This is a genomic window from Ramlibacter algicola (assembly GCF_016641735.1).
Taxonomy (GTDB): domain Bacteria; phylum Pseudomonadota; class Gammaproteobacteria; order Burkholderiales; family Burkholderiaceae_C; genus Ramlibacter; species Ramlibacter algicola.
In genome coordinates this window covers 2331000-2344629 of sequence record NZ_JAEDAO010000001.1, presented here as the reverse complement: position 1 = coordinate 2344629, position 13630 = coordinate 2331000, and the positions used below count along the sequence as shown (strand labels likewise).

Sequence of the window (13630 nt, the reverse complement as noted above, 5' to 3'; positions counted from 1 at the left end):
AGGTTGTTGAATGAGCTTGATCCCCAAGAAGGGCACCGTGTACGTCGTCGATGACGACGAGGCTGTCCGCGACTCGCTGCAATGGCTGCTCGAGGGCAAGGACTACCGCGTCCGCTGCTTCGAATCCGCCGAGACCTTCCTGGCCCGCTACGACCCGCGCGAGGTCGCCTGCCTGATCGTCGACATCCGCATGCCCGGCATGACCGGCATCGAGCTGCAGGACCGGCTGCTGGAACGCAAGTCGCCGCTGCCCGTCGTCTTCATCACCGGCCACGGCGACGTGCCGATGGCGGTGAACACGATGAAGAAGGGCGCGATGGATTTCATCCAGAAGCCGTTCAAGGAAGAAGAGCTGGTCGACCTGGTCGAGCGCATGCTGGAACACGCGAAGGGCGCGTTCGCCGAGTACCAGTCGCAAGCCAGCCGCGACGCGCTGCTGTCCAAGCTCACGAGCCGCGAGGCGCAGGTGCTCGAGCGCATCGTCGCCGGCCGCCTGAACAAGCAGATCGCCGACGACCTGGGCATCTCCATCAAGACCGTGGAAGCGCACCGCGCCAACATCATGGAGAAGCTCAACGCCAACACGGTGGCCGACCTGCTCAAGATCGCGCTGGGCCAGCCGCACGCGGCCAAGGCCTGACTGCCGGGGCCGCGCGCCCCCTCCCCCATGACTGCACAACTGATTGACGGCAATGCGCTCGCGCGCAAGGTCCGCGACGAGGTCGCCGGCCGCACCCAGGCGCTGAAGGCGCGCGGCATCCAGCCCTCGCTGGCCATCCTGCTCGTGGGCGACGACCCGGCGAGCAAGGTCTACACCTCGCACAAGGCCAAGGACAGCACCGAGACCGGCCTGAAGGCCACGCTCGAGTCGTACCCCGCCGACCTGCCGGAAGACCGCCTGCTGGCGCGCATCCGCGAACTGAATGCCGATGCCTCGGTGCACGGCATCCTGGTGCAACTGCCGCTGCCGAAGCACATGGACGCGAGCAAGGTGATCGAGACCATCTCGCCCGCCAAGGACGTCGACGGCTTCCACGTCGCCAGCGCCGGCGCGCTCGTCACCGGCCAGCCCGGCTTCTGGCCGTGCACGCCGTACGGCTGCATGAAGATGCTCGAGAGCATCGGCTACGACCTGCGCGGCAAGCACGCGGTGGTCATCGGCCGCAGCAACATCGTCGGCAAGCCGATGGCGCTGATGCTGCTGCAGAAGAACGCCACAGTCACCATCTGCCACAGCGCCACGCGCGACCTGAAGGCGATGACGCTGCAGGCCGACGTCGTCGTCGCCGCAGTCGGCAAGCGCAACGTGCTGACGGCCGACATGGTCAAGCCGGGCGCGGTCGTCATCGACGTCGGCATGAACCGCAACGACGCCGGCAAGCTGTGCGGCGACGTCGACTTCGACGGCGTGCGCGAGGTCGCTGGCTGGATCACCCCGGTGCCCGGCGGTGTCGGCCCCATGACGCGCGCGATGCTGCTCGTCAACACGCTCGAAGCCGCCGAGCGCGCGGCGGCCTCCTCCCGCTGACTCGCTGACGCGCCGCTTGCGCGGCAGCCCTGTCCCCACGCCGCCCGCGCACGGTCGCGTTGCGGCGTTCGGGTATTTGCCAAGCCGCGCGCCCATCCGGGATCGATACATTTGGCCGCATGCATCGGCGGTCCTCGCCGTGCGAACCGGCAAGGAGACTCCATGCAAGCCAACGACAAGACCAACCGCCGACGCATCATCCAGCTGGGCGCTGGCGTGGCAGGCAGCCTCGCGCTGCCCGGCCTGGTGCGCGAAGCCTTCGCCGCGGACCAGCAGCAGCCGATCGGCACCTGGCCGGCGGGCACGCAAGGCGACTCCGTGTTCATCGGCATCAGCGTGCCTCGCACCGGCACCTACGCCGTGCAGGGCGAGGACGAGCTCAAGGGTTACCAGCTCGCGGTCGAGCACATCAACTCCGGCCATCCGCTGATCAAGGCGATCTCGCCCAAGACCACCAAGGGCGTGCTGGGCAAGCAGGTCAAGTACGGCGTCGCCGACTCGGCGGCCAAGCCCAACGACGCGGTGCAGGCGCAGCAGCGCTTCATCACCGAGAACAAGGCGATCGCCATCACCGGCGGCACTTCCAGCGCCGTCGCCGTGGCCCTGAACAAGCTGGCCCAGCGCGAGAAGGTGCTGTTCCTCTGCGGCATCTCCGGCTCCAACGACACGACGGGCAAGGACTGCGTGCGCTACGGCGTGCGCCAGAACTTCTACGGCGAGACGGCCGCCAACGCGATCGGCCCCGCGCTGCTGAAGGCGTACGGCAAGAACAAGAAGGCGGCGTTCATGACGCCCGACTACACCTACGGCCACACGGTGACGAAGTCGGTGAACGACTTCCTCACCAAGAACGGCGGCTGGCAGATGGTGACCAACCAGGTCTCGCCGCTGGGCGCGCCGGACTACAGCTCCTACCTCACGAACATCGCCAACTCGGGCGCCGAGTTCCTGATCAACGTGAACTGGGGCCACGACGCCGTGCTGTCGACGCAGCAGGCCAAGCAGTTCGGCCTGCTGCCGAAGATGAAGCTGGTGATCCCGTACCAGATCCCCTTCCTCGCGCGCGAGGTGGGCGCCGACGTCATGGAAGGCGTGTATGCCGCCACCGACTTCTGGTGGACGCTGGAGGACAAGTACCCGCTGGCCAAGATGTTCGTGCAGGAGTTCGAGAAGAAGTACGGCTACAAGCCCGAGTGGGGCGCCGAGAATGCGTACATGGAGTTCGCGCTCTGGGCCGAGGCCGTCGAGAACGCCGGCACGTTCTACCCGCCTGACGTCATCAAGTCGTACGAGTCGCCGCGCAAGCTGCAGTCCATGGTCGGCGAGGTGACCTGGCGCGCGCAGGACCACCAGCTGGTGCGTCCCGTGGTCATCGTCAAGGGCAAGAAGCCCAGCGCGATGCGCAACAAGGAAGACTACTGGGAAGTGGTCGAAGTCATCCCTGGCGCCGGTTTGATGCAGAAGCCGGACGCCTTCGGCTGCAACCTGGGCTCCTACACCTGACCTGCTCCGCCTCGCCCGCGCCCGGCCCGCTCGCACGCGGCCCGGGCGCGTGCCCCTGCCCGGACCCATCGCGATGCTGACCTGGAGCAACTTCCTCTCGCAGCTGTTCAACGGCCTGGCGCTCGGCGCCCTGCTCGCCCTCATCAGCTCGGGCCTGACCATCATCTACGGCACGCTCGGCGTGCTGAACCTGGCGCACGGCGCCATGTTCATGCTCGGTGGCTACGCGGGCTACGCCGCGTGGCAGGCCACCGGCTCCTTCCTCGTCGCGCTCGCGGCGGGCACGCTCTCGGTCGGCCTGCTCGGCCTGGTGATGGAACGGGTGATCATCCGCCACTTCTACCGGCGTCCCGACGAGGACCAGCTGCTGGTCACCTTCGGCCTGGGCATCTGCTTCGTCGAATCGGTGCGGCTGATCTTCAGCAGCCAGTCCCTGAGCGTGCAGGCACCCGCGCTGCTCACGGGCATCACCTCGCTGGGCGTGATGATGTACCCGACCTACCGGCTCGCGGTGGTCGGCATCTGCGCCGTCGCGCTGCTCGCGCTGTACGTCGTGCTGTACCGCACGCGCCTCGGCATGATCGTGCGCGCCGGCATCGACGACCCGATCATGGTCGACTCGCTGGGCATCGACGTGTACCGCGTGTTCATGGTGGTGTTCGGCATCGGCGCCATGGCGGCCGGCTTCGCCGGCATCGTCAACGCGCCGGTCGTCTCGCTCACGCCCGAGGTCGGCGAGGCCATTCTCGTGCAGGCCTTCGTCGTGGTCGTGATCGGCGGCGTCGGCTCCTTCCCCGGCGCGGTGCTCGGCGGCCTGATCGCCGGCGAGATCATCAGCCTGACCTCGATGGTCAACCCCGGTTATGCGTACGTGATGCTGTTCGCGGCCATGGCGATCGTGCTGCTGGTGCGGCCGACCGGCCTCATGGGCGCGAAGGGCCGGCAGTGAACGACACCCCGATGCTCAAGCGCCCTTCCGTCTTCCTCGTCGTCGCAGCCCTGCTGCTGACCGCCGCCCCGTTCGTGCTGCCGGCGCTCAATGCCGCGCCGAACACCGTCAACCGGGTGCTGGTCTGGGGCCTGTTCGGCCTCGGCTTCGACATCCTGTTCGGCTTCACCGGCCTCCTGTCGTTCGGCCAGTCCGCCTTCTACGGCACCGGTGGCTTCATCGCCGCCTACCTGCTCACGCGAGCCGGCTTCCCGCACGTGACCCTCGCGCTGGTCATCGGCATGGTTGCCGCCGCCATCACGGGCTACCTGATCGGCCAGCTGGCGCTGCGCCGCACCGGCATCTACTTCGCGATGATCACGGTGGCCATCGCGGAGATCTTCTTCTTCGTCGAATTCAACCCGCTGTCCGAATGGACCGGCGGCGAGAACGGCCTGCCGGGCGTGCCGACGCCCAGCTTCGACCTGGGTTTCATGCAGCTGTCGTTCACGTCCGGCTGGTCGCTGTACCCGTTCCTCGCGTTCTGCTACTTCGTGGGCCTGCTGATCGCGCTGCGCATCGTGCGCTCGCCGGTCGGTGCGGTGCTCACCGCCATCCGCGAGAACCCGCTGCGCGCCGCCGCGGTGGGCCACGACGTGCATGCGTACAAGCTCACCGCGTTCGTCATCGCGGCGGCGTATGCGGGCCTCGCCGGCGGATTGCTTGGCGTGCTGCAAGGCTTCATGCCGCCCGACGCCTTCATGTTCGAGACCTCGGGCCAGCTGATCATCCAGACGGCCATCGGCGGCCGCGGCACCCTGATCGGCCCGCTGGTCGGCGCCGCCGTGTGGCTGTTCCTGCAGGACTTCCTGCAGGCCACGCTGAAGCTGGGCGCCGCGTGGAAGCTCGTGCTAGGCGTCGTCTTCGTGCTGCTGGTGTGCTTCCTGCGGCAAGGTATCGTCGGTGCGCTGCGACAGCTGTTCTCGCCGCGACGCCGCAGTGACGAGGACGTGCAGGCCGCGGCACCGGCACCGGAGCCCGACCAGCCGATCGCCACCAAGGCGCCGCTGTCGCGCGACCACGTGGTGCTCGAAGCCACCGGCCTGACCAAGCGCTACGGCGGCGTGGTGGCCAACCAGGACATCCACTTCAGCATCCGGGCGGGCGAGCTGCGCGGGATCATCGGCCCCAACGGCGCCGGCAAGTCGACGTTCTTCAAGATGCTCACCTGCGAGGTGCCGCCGACCGCCGGCCGCATCACGTTCGAAGGCAAGGACATCACGGGCCGCGGCGTCACCGACGTCTGCCAGCTGGGCCTGACCAAGAGCTACCAGGTCAACCAGCTGTTCAACCAGCTGACGGTGCGCGAGAACGTCACCATCGCCGCCCTGGCCCGCCTGCGCGGCAAGTTCAGGCTGGACCTGCTGCGAAGTGTCGACAAGGTGGCTGGCCTGGGCGAGCTCGTGCAGCAGACGCTGGCGCTGGTGCACCTCACGGCACGCGCCGACGCACCGGTCGCGCAACTCGCGTACGGCGAGAAGCGCCGGCTGGAGATCGGCCTGGCGCTCGCGTCGTCGCCGTCGCTGCTGCTGCTGGACGAACCGCTGGCCGGCATGAGCCCCAGCGAGCGCGCCGAGACGGTGTCGCTGCTCAAGTCCATCGCGAGCGGCCGCACGATGGTGATCATCGACCACGACATGGACGCCCTGTTCGAACTCGCCGAGCGCATCACGGTGCTGCAGGAAGGCAAGCTGCTGGTGGAAGGCACGCCCGAGGAAATCCGCAACGACAAGCAGGTCCAGCAGGCCTACCTGGGCGGCATGCACGAGGTGGTGACGCCATGAGCCTGCTCGAAGTCGAAGGCCTGAACAGCTACTACGGCGACTCGCACATCCTGTTCGACGTCGGCATGCGCGTCGAGGAGAACGAGGTCGTCGCCCTGCTGGGCCGCAACGGCGCCGGGAAGAGCACCACGCTCAAGAGCCTGATGGGCGTCGTCAGGCCCAGGTCCGGCTCGGTGCGCCTGGGCGGCGTCGAGATGGTCGGCCGCAAGAGCCACGCCGTCGCCCGAGCGGGCATGCAGCTGGTGCACGAGGAGCGCCGCATCTTCGGCAGCCTGAACGTCGAGGAGAACCTGGTGCTCGCCGGGCTGACCGCGCCGGATCGCTGGCCGCTGGAGCGCGTCTACGAGATGTTCCCGCGACTGAAGGAACGCCGCACGAGCCGCGGCACCGACCTGTCTGGCGGCGAGCAGCAGATGCTGGCGATCGGCCGCGCCCTGATCCGCGCGCCGCGCATCGTGCTGCTCGACGAGCCGTTCGAGGGCCTCGCACCGGTCATCGTGCACGACCTGGTCCAGGCCTGCCGCACGCTGGCCGACGCCGGCCAGACCATCGTGCTGGTGGAGCAGAACCTCGCCGCCACGCTGGCCCTGGCGGACCGCGTCTACATCATCAACAACGGCCACATCGCGCACGAAAGCACCGCGGCCGAGCTGCGCGCGCAGCCCGAAATCCTGCACCGCTACCTCGGCGTCTGATCGCGGCGATTGCCATCGGCAATCCCGCCCGGGGTTGGGAACCCGGGCCGTGCCCCAAAATCGGGGCATGCCCACGAATCCCCTGCTTTCCACCGGCGGCCTGCCCCTGTTCGACCAGATCCGGCCCGAGCACGTCGTTCCCGCGATCGACCAGCTGCTGGCCGACAGCGAAGCCGCCCTCGAAGCGGTGGTCGCCCCCGGCTTTCCGGCCGAATGGAAGGCGCTCTCGACGCGCCTGGACTGCACCACCGAGCGGCTCAGCCGCGCGTGGAGCGCCGTCAGCCACCTCAATGGCGTGGCCGACACGCCGGAGCTGCGCGCCGCGTACAACGACGTGCTGCCCAGGGTCACCGAGTTCTGGACCCGCCTGGGCGCGGACGAGCGCCTGTACGCCAAGTACAAGGCGATCGACCTGAACACGCTCACGCCGGACCAGCGCCAGGCGCTGAAGAACGCGATCCGCAATTTCGTGCTCGGCGGCGCCGAACTGCAGGGCGCGGCCAAGGAGCGCTTCGCCGCCATCCAGGAACGGCAGGCCGAGCTGGGCCAGAAGTTCAGCGAGAACGCGCTCGATGCGACGGACGCTTTCGCCTATTACGCGTCGCTCGAAGAACTCGCCGGCGTGCCGGACGACATCGTGGCCGCGGCGCGTGCGGCCGCCGAATCCGAGGGCAAGGACGGCCACAAGCTCACGCTGAAGATGCCCAGCTACCTGCCGGTGATGCAGTTCGCGACCAGCCGCCCGCTGCGCGAGCGCATGTACCGCGCCTACGTCACTCGGGCCAGCGACCAGGCCGGGGGCGAGCTGGTGAAGTTCGACAATGCGGCGAACATCCGCGAGATCCTCGCGCTGCGGCAGGAAGAGGCGCAGTTGCTTGGCTACAAGAACTTCGCCGAAGTGTCCCTGGTGCCGAAGATGGCCGACTCGCCGGCGCAGGTGGTCAAGTTCCTGCGCGAGCTGGCGGCCAAGGCACGCCCGCACGCGGAGAAGGACGTCGCCGACATGCGCGCGTTCGCCAGCGAGCAGCTGGGCATCGCCGACCCGCAGGCCTGGGACTGGACCTTCATCGCCGAGAAGCTGAAGGAGCACCGCTACGCGTTCAGCGAGCAGGAGGTCAAGGAGTACTTCACCGCGCCCAAGGTGCTGGCCGGCCTGTTCAAGATCATCGAGACCCTGTTCGAGGTCGAGATCCGCCGCGACGAGGCGCCGGTCTGGACGGACGGCGTGGAGTTCTTCCGCCTCGAGCGCGCGGGCGAGCTGGTGGGCCAGTTCTACCTGGACCCGGCCGCGCGCACGGGCAAGCGCGGTGGCGCGTGGATGGACGAAGTGCGCTCGCGCTGGGTGCGCCCGGACACCGGGAGCCTGCAGACGCCGGTGGCACACCTGGTGTGCAACTTCGCCGAAGGCGTCGAGGGCAAGCCGCCGTTGCTCACGCACGACGACGTGATCACGCTGTTCCACGAGTCGGGCCACGGCCTGCACCACATGCTCACGCGCGTCGACGAACGCGACGTGGCGGGCATCAGCGGCGTCGAGTGGGACGCGGTGGAACTGCCCAGCCAGTTCATGGAGAACTTCTGCTGGGAGTGGAACGTGCTCCGCCACATGACGTCGCACGTCGACACCGGCCAGCCGCTGCCGCGCCCGCTGTTCGACAAGATGCTGGCCGCGAAGAACTTCCAGAGCGGCCTCGCGACGCTGCGCCAGGTGGAATACGCGCTGTACGACATGGTGCTGCACATGCAGCCGGACGGCGACTTCATGGACCTGCTGCGCCGCGTGCGCGAGGAGGTCGCCGTGCTGCCGGCGCCGGCCTTCAGCCGCACCGCCAACACCTTCAGCCACATCTTCGCGGGCGGCTACGCCGCGGGTTACTACAGCTACAAGTGGGCCGAGGTGCTGTCCGCCGACGCGTGGTCCGCGTTCGAGGAAACCATGGGCAGCGACGGTTCCCCGAGCGTGGAAACCGGGCGACAATACCGCCGGGCCATCCTCGAAGCCGGCGGCAGCCGGCCCGCGATGGAGTCCTTCAAGGCGTTCCGCGGCCGCGAGCCGAGCATCGACGCCTTGCTGCGGCACCAGGGCATGGCCTGAGGAGTAGCAGTCAACCGGAGGGGGATCGCATGTTGAAGGACCGTTCCCGAGCCGCGCGCCGCCTGGCGGCCGCCGCTCTCGCCCTCGTGGCCGGCGTTGCCGGCGCGCAGGTCTACCGCATCATCGGCCCCGACGGCCGCGTCACCTATTCGGACCAGCCGCCACCGGCGGACGCCAAGGGCCAGGCGCGGCCCGGCCCGGCGGTGGCCGGTGGGCAAGGCGGGTCCGGCACGGCGTCGCTCCCCTACGAGCTGCGGCAGGTCACCGCGCGCTACCCCGTCACCTTCTACAGCGGCCCCGAGTGCGCCCCCTGCGGCTCGGCGCGCGTGTTCCTCAACGCGCGCGGCATCCCGTTCACCGAGAAGACCGTCAGCACGCAGGACGACGTGTCCGCGCTGCAACGCCTGTCGGGCAACGTGAACCTGCCGTTCCTCACCATCGGTGGCCAGCAGCTCTCGGGCTATTCGGAAGCCGAGTGGACGCAGTTCCTCGATGCCGCGGGCTATCCGCGCTCGTCGCAACTGCCGCCGGGCTACCGCCAGGCCGCGGCGACGCCGCTGGTGGTGGTCGCCAAGCCGGTTGCGGCGGCGCCCGATGCGGCTGCGCAGTCCGCCCCGCAAGCCCGCACGACGCCGACCGCGCCGTCGGAGCCGCCGCCGAACAACCCGGCCGGCATCCAGTTCTGATCGCGGGCGGCCTCGCGCCGCCTCAGTACTCGATCGTCCGCACGCCTTTGGCCGTGCCCAGCAGGCACACGGCGGCCTTCTGGTGCGCGAACACGCCCACCGTCACCACCCCGGGCCACTGGTTGACGTCGCTCTCGAAGCGCAGCGGGTCGGTGACGCGCAGGCCGGACACGTCGAGGATGTGCTGGCCGTTGTCGGTCACCAGCGGCGCGCCGTCCTTGGCGCGCAGGCGGGCCTGCCCGCCCATGGCGGCGAACTGGCGCGTGATGCGCGCCGTGGCCATCGGGATCACTTCCACCGGGATCGGGAACGCGCCCAGCGCCTCCACCAGCTTGCTCTCGTCCGCGATGCAGACGAAGCGCCGCGATTGCGCCGCGACGATCTTCTCGCGCGTGAGCGCCGCGCCGCCGCCCTTGACCATGTGGCCGCGGCCGTCGATCTCGTCGGCGCCATCGATGTAGACCGACAGCTCGCCGACCTCGTTGGCATCGAACACGCGCACGCCGATCGCGCGCAGGCGCTCGGTCGACGCCACCGAGCTGGACACCGCGCCGGGAATGCGGTCCTTCATGGAGGCGAGGGCCTCGATGAACCTGTTCACCGTCGACCCGGTGCCGACGCCCACGATCTCGCCGGGCACCACGTACTGCAAGGCGGCCTGGCCGACCAGGCCCTTCAATTCATCCTGGGTCACGCGACAATCCCGGGGTTGCGTTGCTGATGCGAAGAATTATCCATGCCCCTGCCCTACTCCCTCGCGCGTCCCTTCCTGTTCGGCCTCGACCCGGAAGCGGCGCATGACCTGACGCTCGGCACGCTGCAGAAACTGCAGGGCACGCCGCTGGCGCTGGCCTGGTGCGCGCCCTTCGTCGAGGACCCGATCGAGCTGGCCGGGCTGCGCTTCCCGAACCGCGTCGGCCTCGCCGCCGGGCTGGACAAGAACGCGCGCTGCATCGACGCGCTGGGCGGCATGGGTTTCGGCTTCGTCGAGGTGGGCACCGTGACGCCGCTGCCGCAGCCCGGCAACCCGAAGCCGCGCATGTTCCGCCTGCCGCAGGCCAACGCCCTGATCAACCGGCTCGGCTTCAACAACGACGGGCTGGACGCCTTCGTCGCCAACGTGAAGCGCTCCTCGTTCCGCAGCCGCGGGCGCCTGCTGGGCCTGAACATCGGCAAGAACGCCGCGACGCCGATCGAGCGCGCCACCGACGACTACCTGCTCGGGCTGTCCGGCGTGTACCCGCACGCCGACTACGTGACGGTCAACATCTCGAGCCCGAACACGAAGAACCTGCGCGCGCTGCAGTCGGACGAAGCGCTGGATGCACTGCTTTCCGCCCTGGCCGAGCGCCGCGAGGCGCTCGCGCGCGAGCACGGCCGCCGCGTGCCGCTGTTCGTGAAGATCGCGCCCGACCTGGACGAGGCGCAGGTCGACGTGATCGCGGCGACCTTGCGCCGGCACGGCATGGACGGCGTCATCGCCACCAACACCACGCTGTCGCGCGACGCGGTCAAGGGCATGGAGCATGGCGGGGAAGCCGGCGGCCTCAGCGGAGCGCCGGTGCTGGGCGCCAGCAACCGCGTGATTGCGCAACTGCGCGCGGCGCTGGGATCTTCGTTCCCCATCATCGGCGTCGGCGGCATCCTCTCCGGCGAGGACGCGGCGACCAAGATCCGCGCCGGCGCGGATGTCGTGCAGGTCTACACGGGCCTGATCTACCGCGGGCCCGCGATCGTCCCCGAGGTCGCGAAGGCGCTGCGCGCCCTCAGGTAGGAGCCTGGGCGGCAGAGAGACGGGTCCGCGTTGGGCCGAGAAGGGGCCAGAGTCTAGGCGCGGGCGCGGGTCCAGCCTGGCCGGCTGGACCCGTGGCGCCAACGACGCATATGGCCTCTTATCGGCCCAACCCTCCGGGCCGTGACCAGAAACGCGCCATGCGTCGTTACGGCCTCCTTCTGTACATCGAGTACAGCGCGTCGGACCGCGCCTAGCCTGACGCGTTTCTGGTCGCGGCGCGGGCCGTCTCTCTGCCGCCCAGGCTCCTAGAGCAGCGCGGCGACATCCTCGGCGATCGCCAGCGCGCTCGTGAGGCCCGGGGACTCGATGCCGAACAGGTTCACCAGCCCCGGCACGCCGTGCAGCGCCGGCCCGTCGATGCGGAAATCGGCCGCCTTCTCGTGCGGCCCGTGGATCTTGGGCCGCACGCCGCTGTAGCTGGGATGCAGGACGCCGTCCGGCAGCCCGGGCCAGTACTTGCGCACCTCGGCATAGAAGCCATCCGCGCGCGCCGGATCGACCGCGTAGTCGATCTCCTCCGGCGACTGCACGTCGAGCCACTCGAGGTCGGGGCCGAACTTGGCCTGGCCGCCCAGGTCCAGCGTCAGGTGCGTGCCCAGGTGCGCATCGCCTGGCGCCGGATAGATGAGATGCGAGAACGGCGCGCGGCCTTGCAGCGCGTAGTAGTTGCCCTTGGCGAACCACTCGCGCGGCACGAAGCGTGCGTCCAGCCCGTCGAACTGCCGCGCGAGCGCGCAGGCATGCAGCGAGGCCGCGTTCACCAGCCGCGTGGCGGCCAGTTCGCTGCCATCGGCAAGCCGCACCACGTGCGGCTCGCCGTCACGTTCCGCGAGTTGCGCGCCTTGCACCGCGGACGCGAGGGCCACCATCCCGCCATCGCGCTCCAGGTCGCCCTGCAGGGCCAGCATGAACTGGTGGCTGTCGACGATGCCCGTGGTCGGCGAGTGCAGCGCGGCGAGGCACTGCAAGGCAGGCTCCAGCGCGATCGCCTCGCGCGCTTCGAGCCATTGCACCGGCACCCCGTTGGCGACCGCGCGCGCCTGCAGCCCGCGCAAGGCGGCCAGGTCCTCCTCGCTGGTCGCGACGGTCAGCTTGCCGCAGCGGCGGTGGTCGACGCCGTGGCTGGCGCAGAGTGCGTAGAGCAATTCCTTGCCCCGCACGCAGACGCGGGCCTTGAGCGAGCCGGGCGCGTAGTACAGCCCGGCGTGGATCACCTCGCTGTTGCGCGAGCTCACGCCCTGGCCGATGCCCGGCTGCGCTTCCAGGACCACGGTTTCATGGCCCGCGCGTGCCAGCGCGCGCCCGACCGCCAGGCCGACCGCGCCCGCTCCCACCACCACCGCATCGACCTGGTCCATCCACGCTCCCACTGCTGCTTTTCGCGCCGCCGAGACCCGGCGGCCCACGAGGCGCGGCATTCTCGCACCCGCGGCCCCGGCCGGCCCGCTACACTGCCCCGCCCCGATCGTGCCGAGTTCCGCCCTGCCCTCCCCCGTCCGCCTGCTGTGCGTCGAAGACAACCCCGACGACGCCGAACTGGTCGCGCTGGCCCTCGAGCGCGCCGCCCCGCATCGCCGCTACACGATCGACCGCGTCGACGACGCCGAGTCGTTCTCGGCGGCGATCGGCGAGCCGTACGACATGATCCTGTGCGACTACAACCTGCCGCGCTTCTCGCCGTACGCCGCGCTGCAGATCCTCGCGGCGTGCCGCAGCAGCACGCCGCTGGTGGTCGTCACGCGTGCGATCGGCGAGGACGCGGCGGTGCACGTGCTGCGCTGCGGGGCCAAGGACTACGTCACCAAGGACCGGCTGGGGACGTTGCCGCAGGTGATCGACCGCGTGCTCGAGGAACGGACCCGCGTCGTGGAGCAGGACCGGCTCTCCGGCGAACTCGCGGCCGCCTACGAGCGCCTCAAGGGGCTGTCGGCCCGCGCCGTCGCGGCGCAGGAGCGCGAGCGGTTGTTGATCTCGCGCGAGTTGCACGACCAGCTCGGCCAGACGCTGACCGGCGTTCTGATCCACCTGCACGCGGCCCAGCGCGCCGCCGAGCCCGAGGCCGCCCAGCGCCATGCAGCGACCGCGGTCGACCTGGTGCAGGGCGCGATCGGCCAGGTGCGCACGTTGTCGTTCTCGCTGCGGCCCGCGCAACTGGACCTGCTCGGCGTGGCCACCGCGGTGCAGACGGCCGTGCAGCGCCTCGCCGAGCCGGCGGGCCTGCAGGTGCGCGTGCTGACGCGCGGCATCGAGCCCGTGCGGCCGGGCGAGAACGCCTCGGCCGCCGTGCGGCTGGTGCAGGAGGCCACCGCCAACGTCGTGCGCCACGCCAAGGCCTCGCGCGTGGACGTGCGCCTGCGGTTCCTGCCGGATGACCGCATCGCCGTGCTGGTCGTCGACGACGGCATCGGGTTCGACAAGGCAACGGTGCTGTCGGGACAGCCCGGCGAGCACAACGTCGGCCTGTACGGGATGATCGAACGCATCGAGCTGGTCGGCGGCCGCCTGCACATTCGCACGTCGCCGGGACGCGGCGTGGCGGTCCGCGCGATCCTCTGA

Annotated in this window: 12 protein-coding genes; 10 read left to right on the top strand and 2 right to left on the bottom strand. The window is 69.8% G+C overall.

The genetic code is table 11. The features are described 5' to 3' along the window. Positions 1–10: 10 nt before the first annotated feature. The 8 genes from I8E28_RS11440 (at position 11) to I8E28_RS11405 (ending at position 9279) form a co-directional block, all read left to right on the top strand. Positions 11–640 (top strand): response regulator transcription factor, encoded by a 630-nt coding sequence (locus I8E28_RS11440; RefSeq protein ID WP_200788188.1) that lies wholly within the window; start codon positions 11–13, stop codon positions 638–640. Positions 641–667: 27 nt separating this feature from the next. Continuing rightward, entirely contained in the window at positions 668–1528 is an 861-nt protein-coding gene (folD, locus tag I8E28_RS11435) for a bifunctional methylenetetrahydrofolate dehydrogenase/methenyltetrahydrofolate cyclohydrolase FolD (protein ID WP_200788187.1), read from the top strand. Between the two features lie 162 nt (positions 1529–1690). Further along, positions 1691–3031 (top strand): substrate-binding protein, encoded by a 1341-nt coding sequence (locus tag I8E28_RS11430; protein WP_200788186.1) that lies wholly within the window; start codon positions 1691–1693, stop codon positions 3029–3031. Positions 3032–3104: 73 nt separating this feature from the next. Next, positions 3105–3980 carry a branched-chain amino acid ABC transporter permease gene (locus I8E28_RS11425; RefSeq protein WP_200788185.1) on the top strand — a complete coding sequence of 292 codons (876 nt, stop codon included), beginning with the start codon at positions 3105–3107 and terminating at the stop codon, positions 3978–3980. Further along, positions 3977–5803: an ABC transporter permease subunit gene (locus I8E28_RS11420; protein ID WP_200788184.1), complete on the top strand. Its 1827-nt coding sequence runs from the start codon at positions 3977–3979 to the stop codon at positions 5801–5803. Before I8E28_RS11425 ends, I8E28_RS11420 begins: the two co-directional genes overlap by 4 nt. Continuing rightward, on the top strand, positions 5800–6498 hold the full coding sequence (locus I8E28_RS11415; RefSeq protein WP_200788183.1) for an ABC transporter ATP-binding protein: 699 nt from the start codon (positions 5800–5802) through the stop codon (positions 6496–6498). Before I8E28_RS11420 ends, I8E28_RS11415 begins: the two co-directional genes overlap by 4 nt. Positions 6499–6565: 67 nt before the next feature. After that, positions 6566–8593 carry a M3 family metallopeptidase gene (locus I8E28_RS11410; protein WP_200788182.1) on the top strand — a complete coding sequence of 676 codons (2028 nt, stop codon included), beginning with the start codon at positions 6566–6568 and terminating at the stop codon, positions 8591–8593. Between the two features lie 29 nt (positions 8594–8622). Continuing rightward, positions 8623–9279, top strand: coding sequence for a DUF4124 domain-containing protein (locus I8E28_RS11405; RefSeq protein WP_200788181.1), 657 nt, complete (start codon positions 8623–8625; stop codon positions 9277–9279). A 22-nt stretch (positions 9280–9301) separates the two neighbouring features. Here the strand turns inward: I8E28_RS11405 and rpiA are convergent, their stop codons facing one another. Further along, complete coding sequence (gene rpiA / locus I8E28_RS11400) at positions 9302–9973, bottom strand: ribose-5-phosphate isomerase RpiA (protein ID WP_200788180.1); 672 nt, start codon at positions 9971–9973, stop codon at positions 9302–9304. A gap of 42 nt (positions 9974–10015) precedes the next feature. Here rpiA and I8E28_RS11395 point away from each other — a divergent pair, with 42 nt between their 5' ends. Next, a complete protein-coding gene (locus tag I8E28_RS11395) occupies positions 10016–11053 on the top strand; it encodes a quinone-dependent dihydroorotate dehydrogenase (RefSeq protein WP_200788179.1) in 1038 nt (345 codons plus the stop codon). 266 nt (positions 11054–11319) lie between these two features. Here I8E28_RS11395 and I8E28_RS11390 read toward each other — a convergent pair whose 3' ends face one another. After that, complete coding sequence (locus tag I8E28_RS11390; RefSeq protein ID WP_200788178.1) at positions 11320–12432, bottom strand: NAD(P)/FAD-dependent oxidoreductase; 1113 nt, start codon at positions 12430–12432, stop codon at positions 11320–11322. Positions 12433–12541: 109 nt separating this feature from the next. Here I8E28_RS11390 and I8E28_RS11385 point away from each other — a divergent pair, with 109 nt between their 5' ends. Next, positions 12542–13630, top strand: coding sequence for a histidine kinase (locus I8E28_RS11385; protein ID WP_200788177.1), 1089 nt, complete (start codon positions 12542–12544; stop codon positions 13628–13630).

Coding starts and splice junctions, on each gene's coding strand:
- I8E28_RS11440 (WP_200788188.1), top strand. CDS start 11: ATGAGCTTGATCCCCAAGAAGGGCACCGTGTACGTCGTCGATGACGAC.
- folD (WP_200788187.1), top strand. CDS start 668: ATGACTGCACAACTGATTGACGGCAATGCGCTCGCGCGCAAGGTCCGC.
- I8E28_RS11430 (WP_200788186.1), top strand. CDS start 1,691: ATGCAAGCCAACGACAAGACCAACCGCCGACGCATCATCCAGCTGGGC.
- I8E28_RS11425 (WP_200788185.1), top strand. CDS start 3,105: ATGCTGACCTGGAGCAACTTCCTCTCGCAGCTGTTCAACGGCCTGGCG.
- I8E28_RS11415 (WP_200788183.1), top strand. CDS start 5,800: ATGAGCCTGCTCGAAGTCGAAGGCCTGAACAGCTACTACGGCGACTCG.
- I8E28_RS11410 (WP_200788182.1), top strand. CDS start 6,566: ATGCCCACGAATCCCCTGCTTTCCACCGGCGGCCTGCCCCTGTTCGAC.
- I8E28_RS11405 (WP_200788181.1), top strand. CDS start 8,623: ATGTTGAAGGACCGTTCCCGAGCCGCGCGCCGCCTGGCGGCCGCCGCT.
- I8E28_RS11395 (WP_200788179.1), top strand. CDS start 10,016: ATGCCCCTGCCCTACTCCCTCGCGCGTCCCTTCCTGTTCGGCCTCGAC.
- I8E28_RS11390 (WP_200788178.1), bottom strand. CDS start 12,432: ATGGACCAGGTCGATGCGGTGGTGGTGGGAGCGGGCGCGGTCGGCCTG.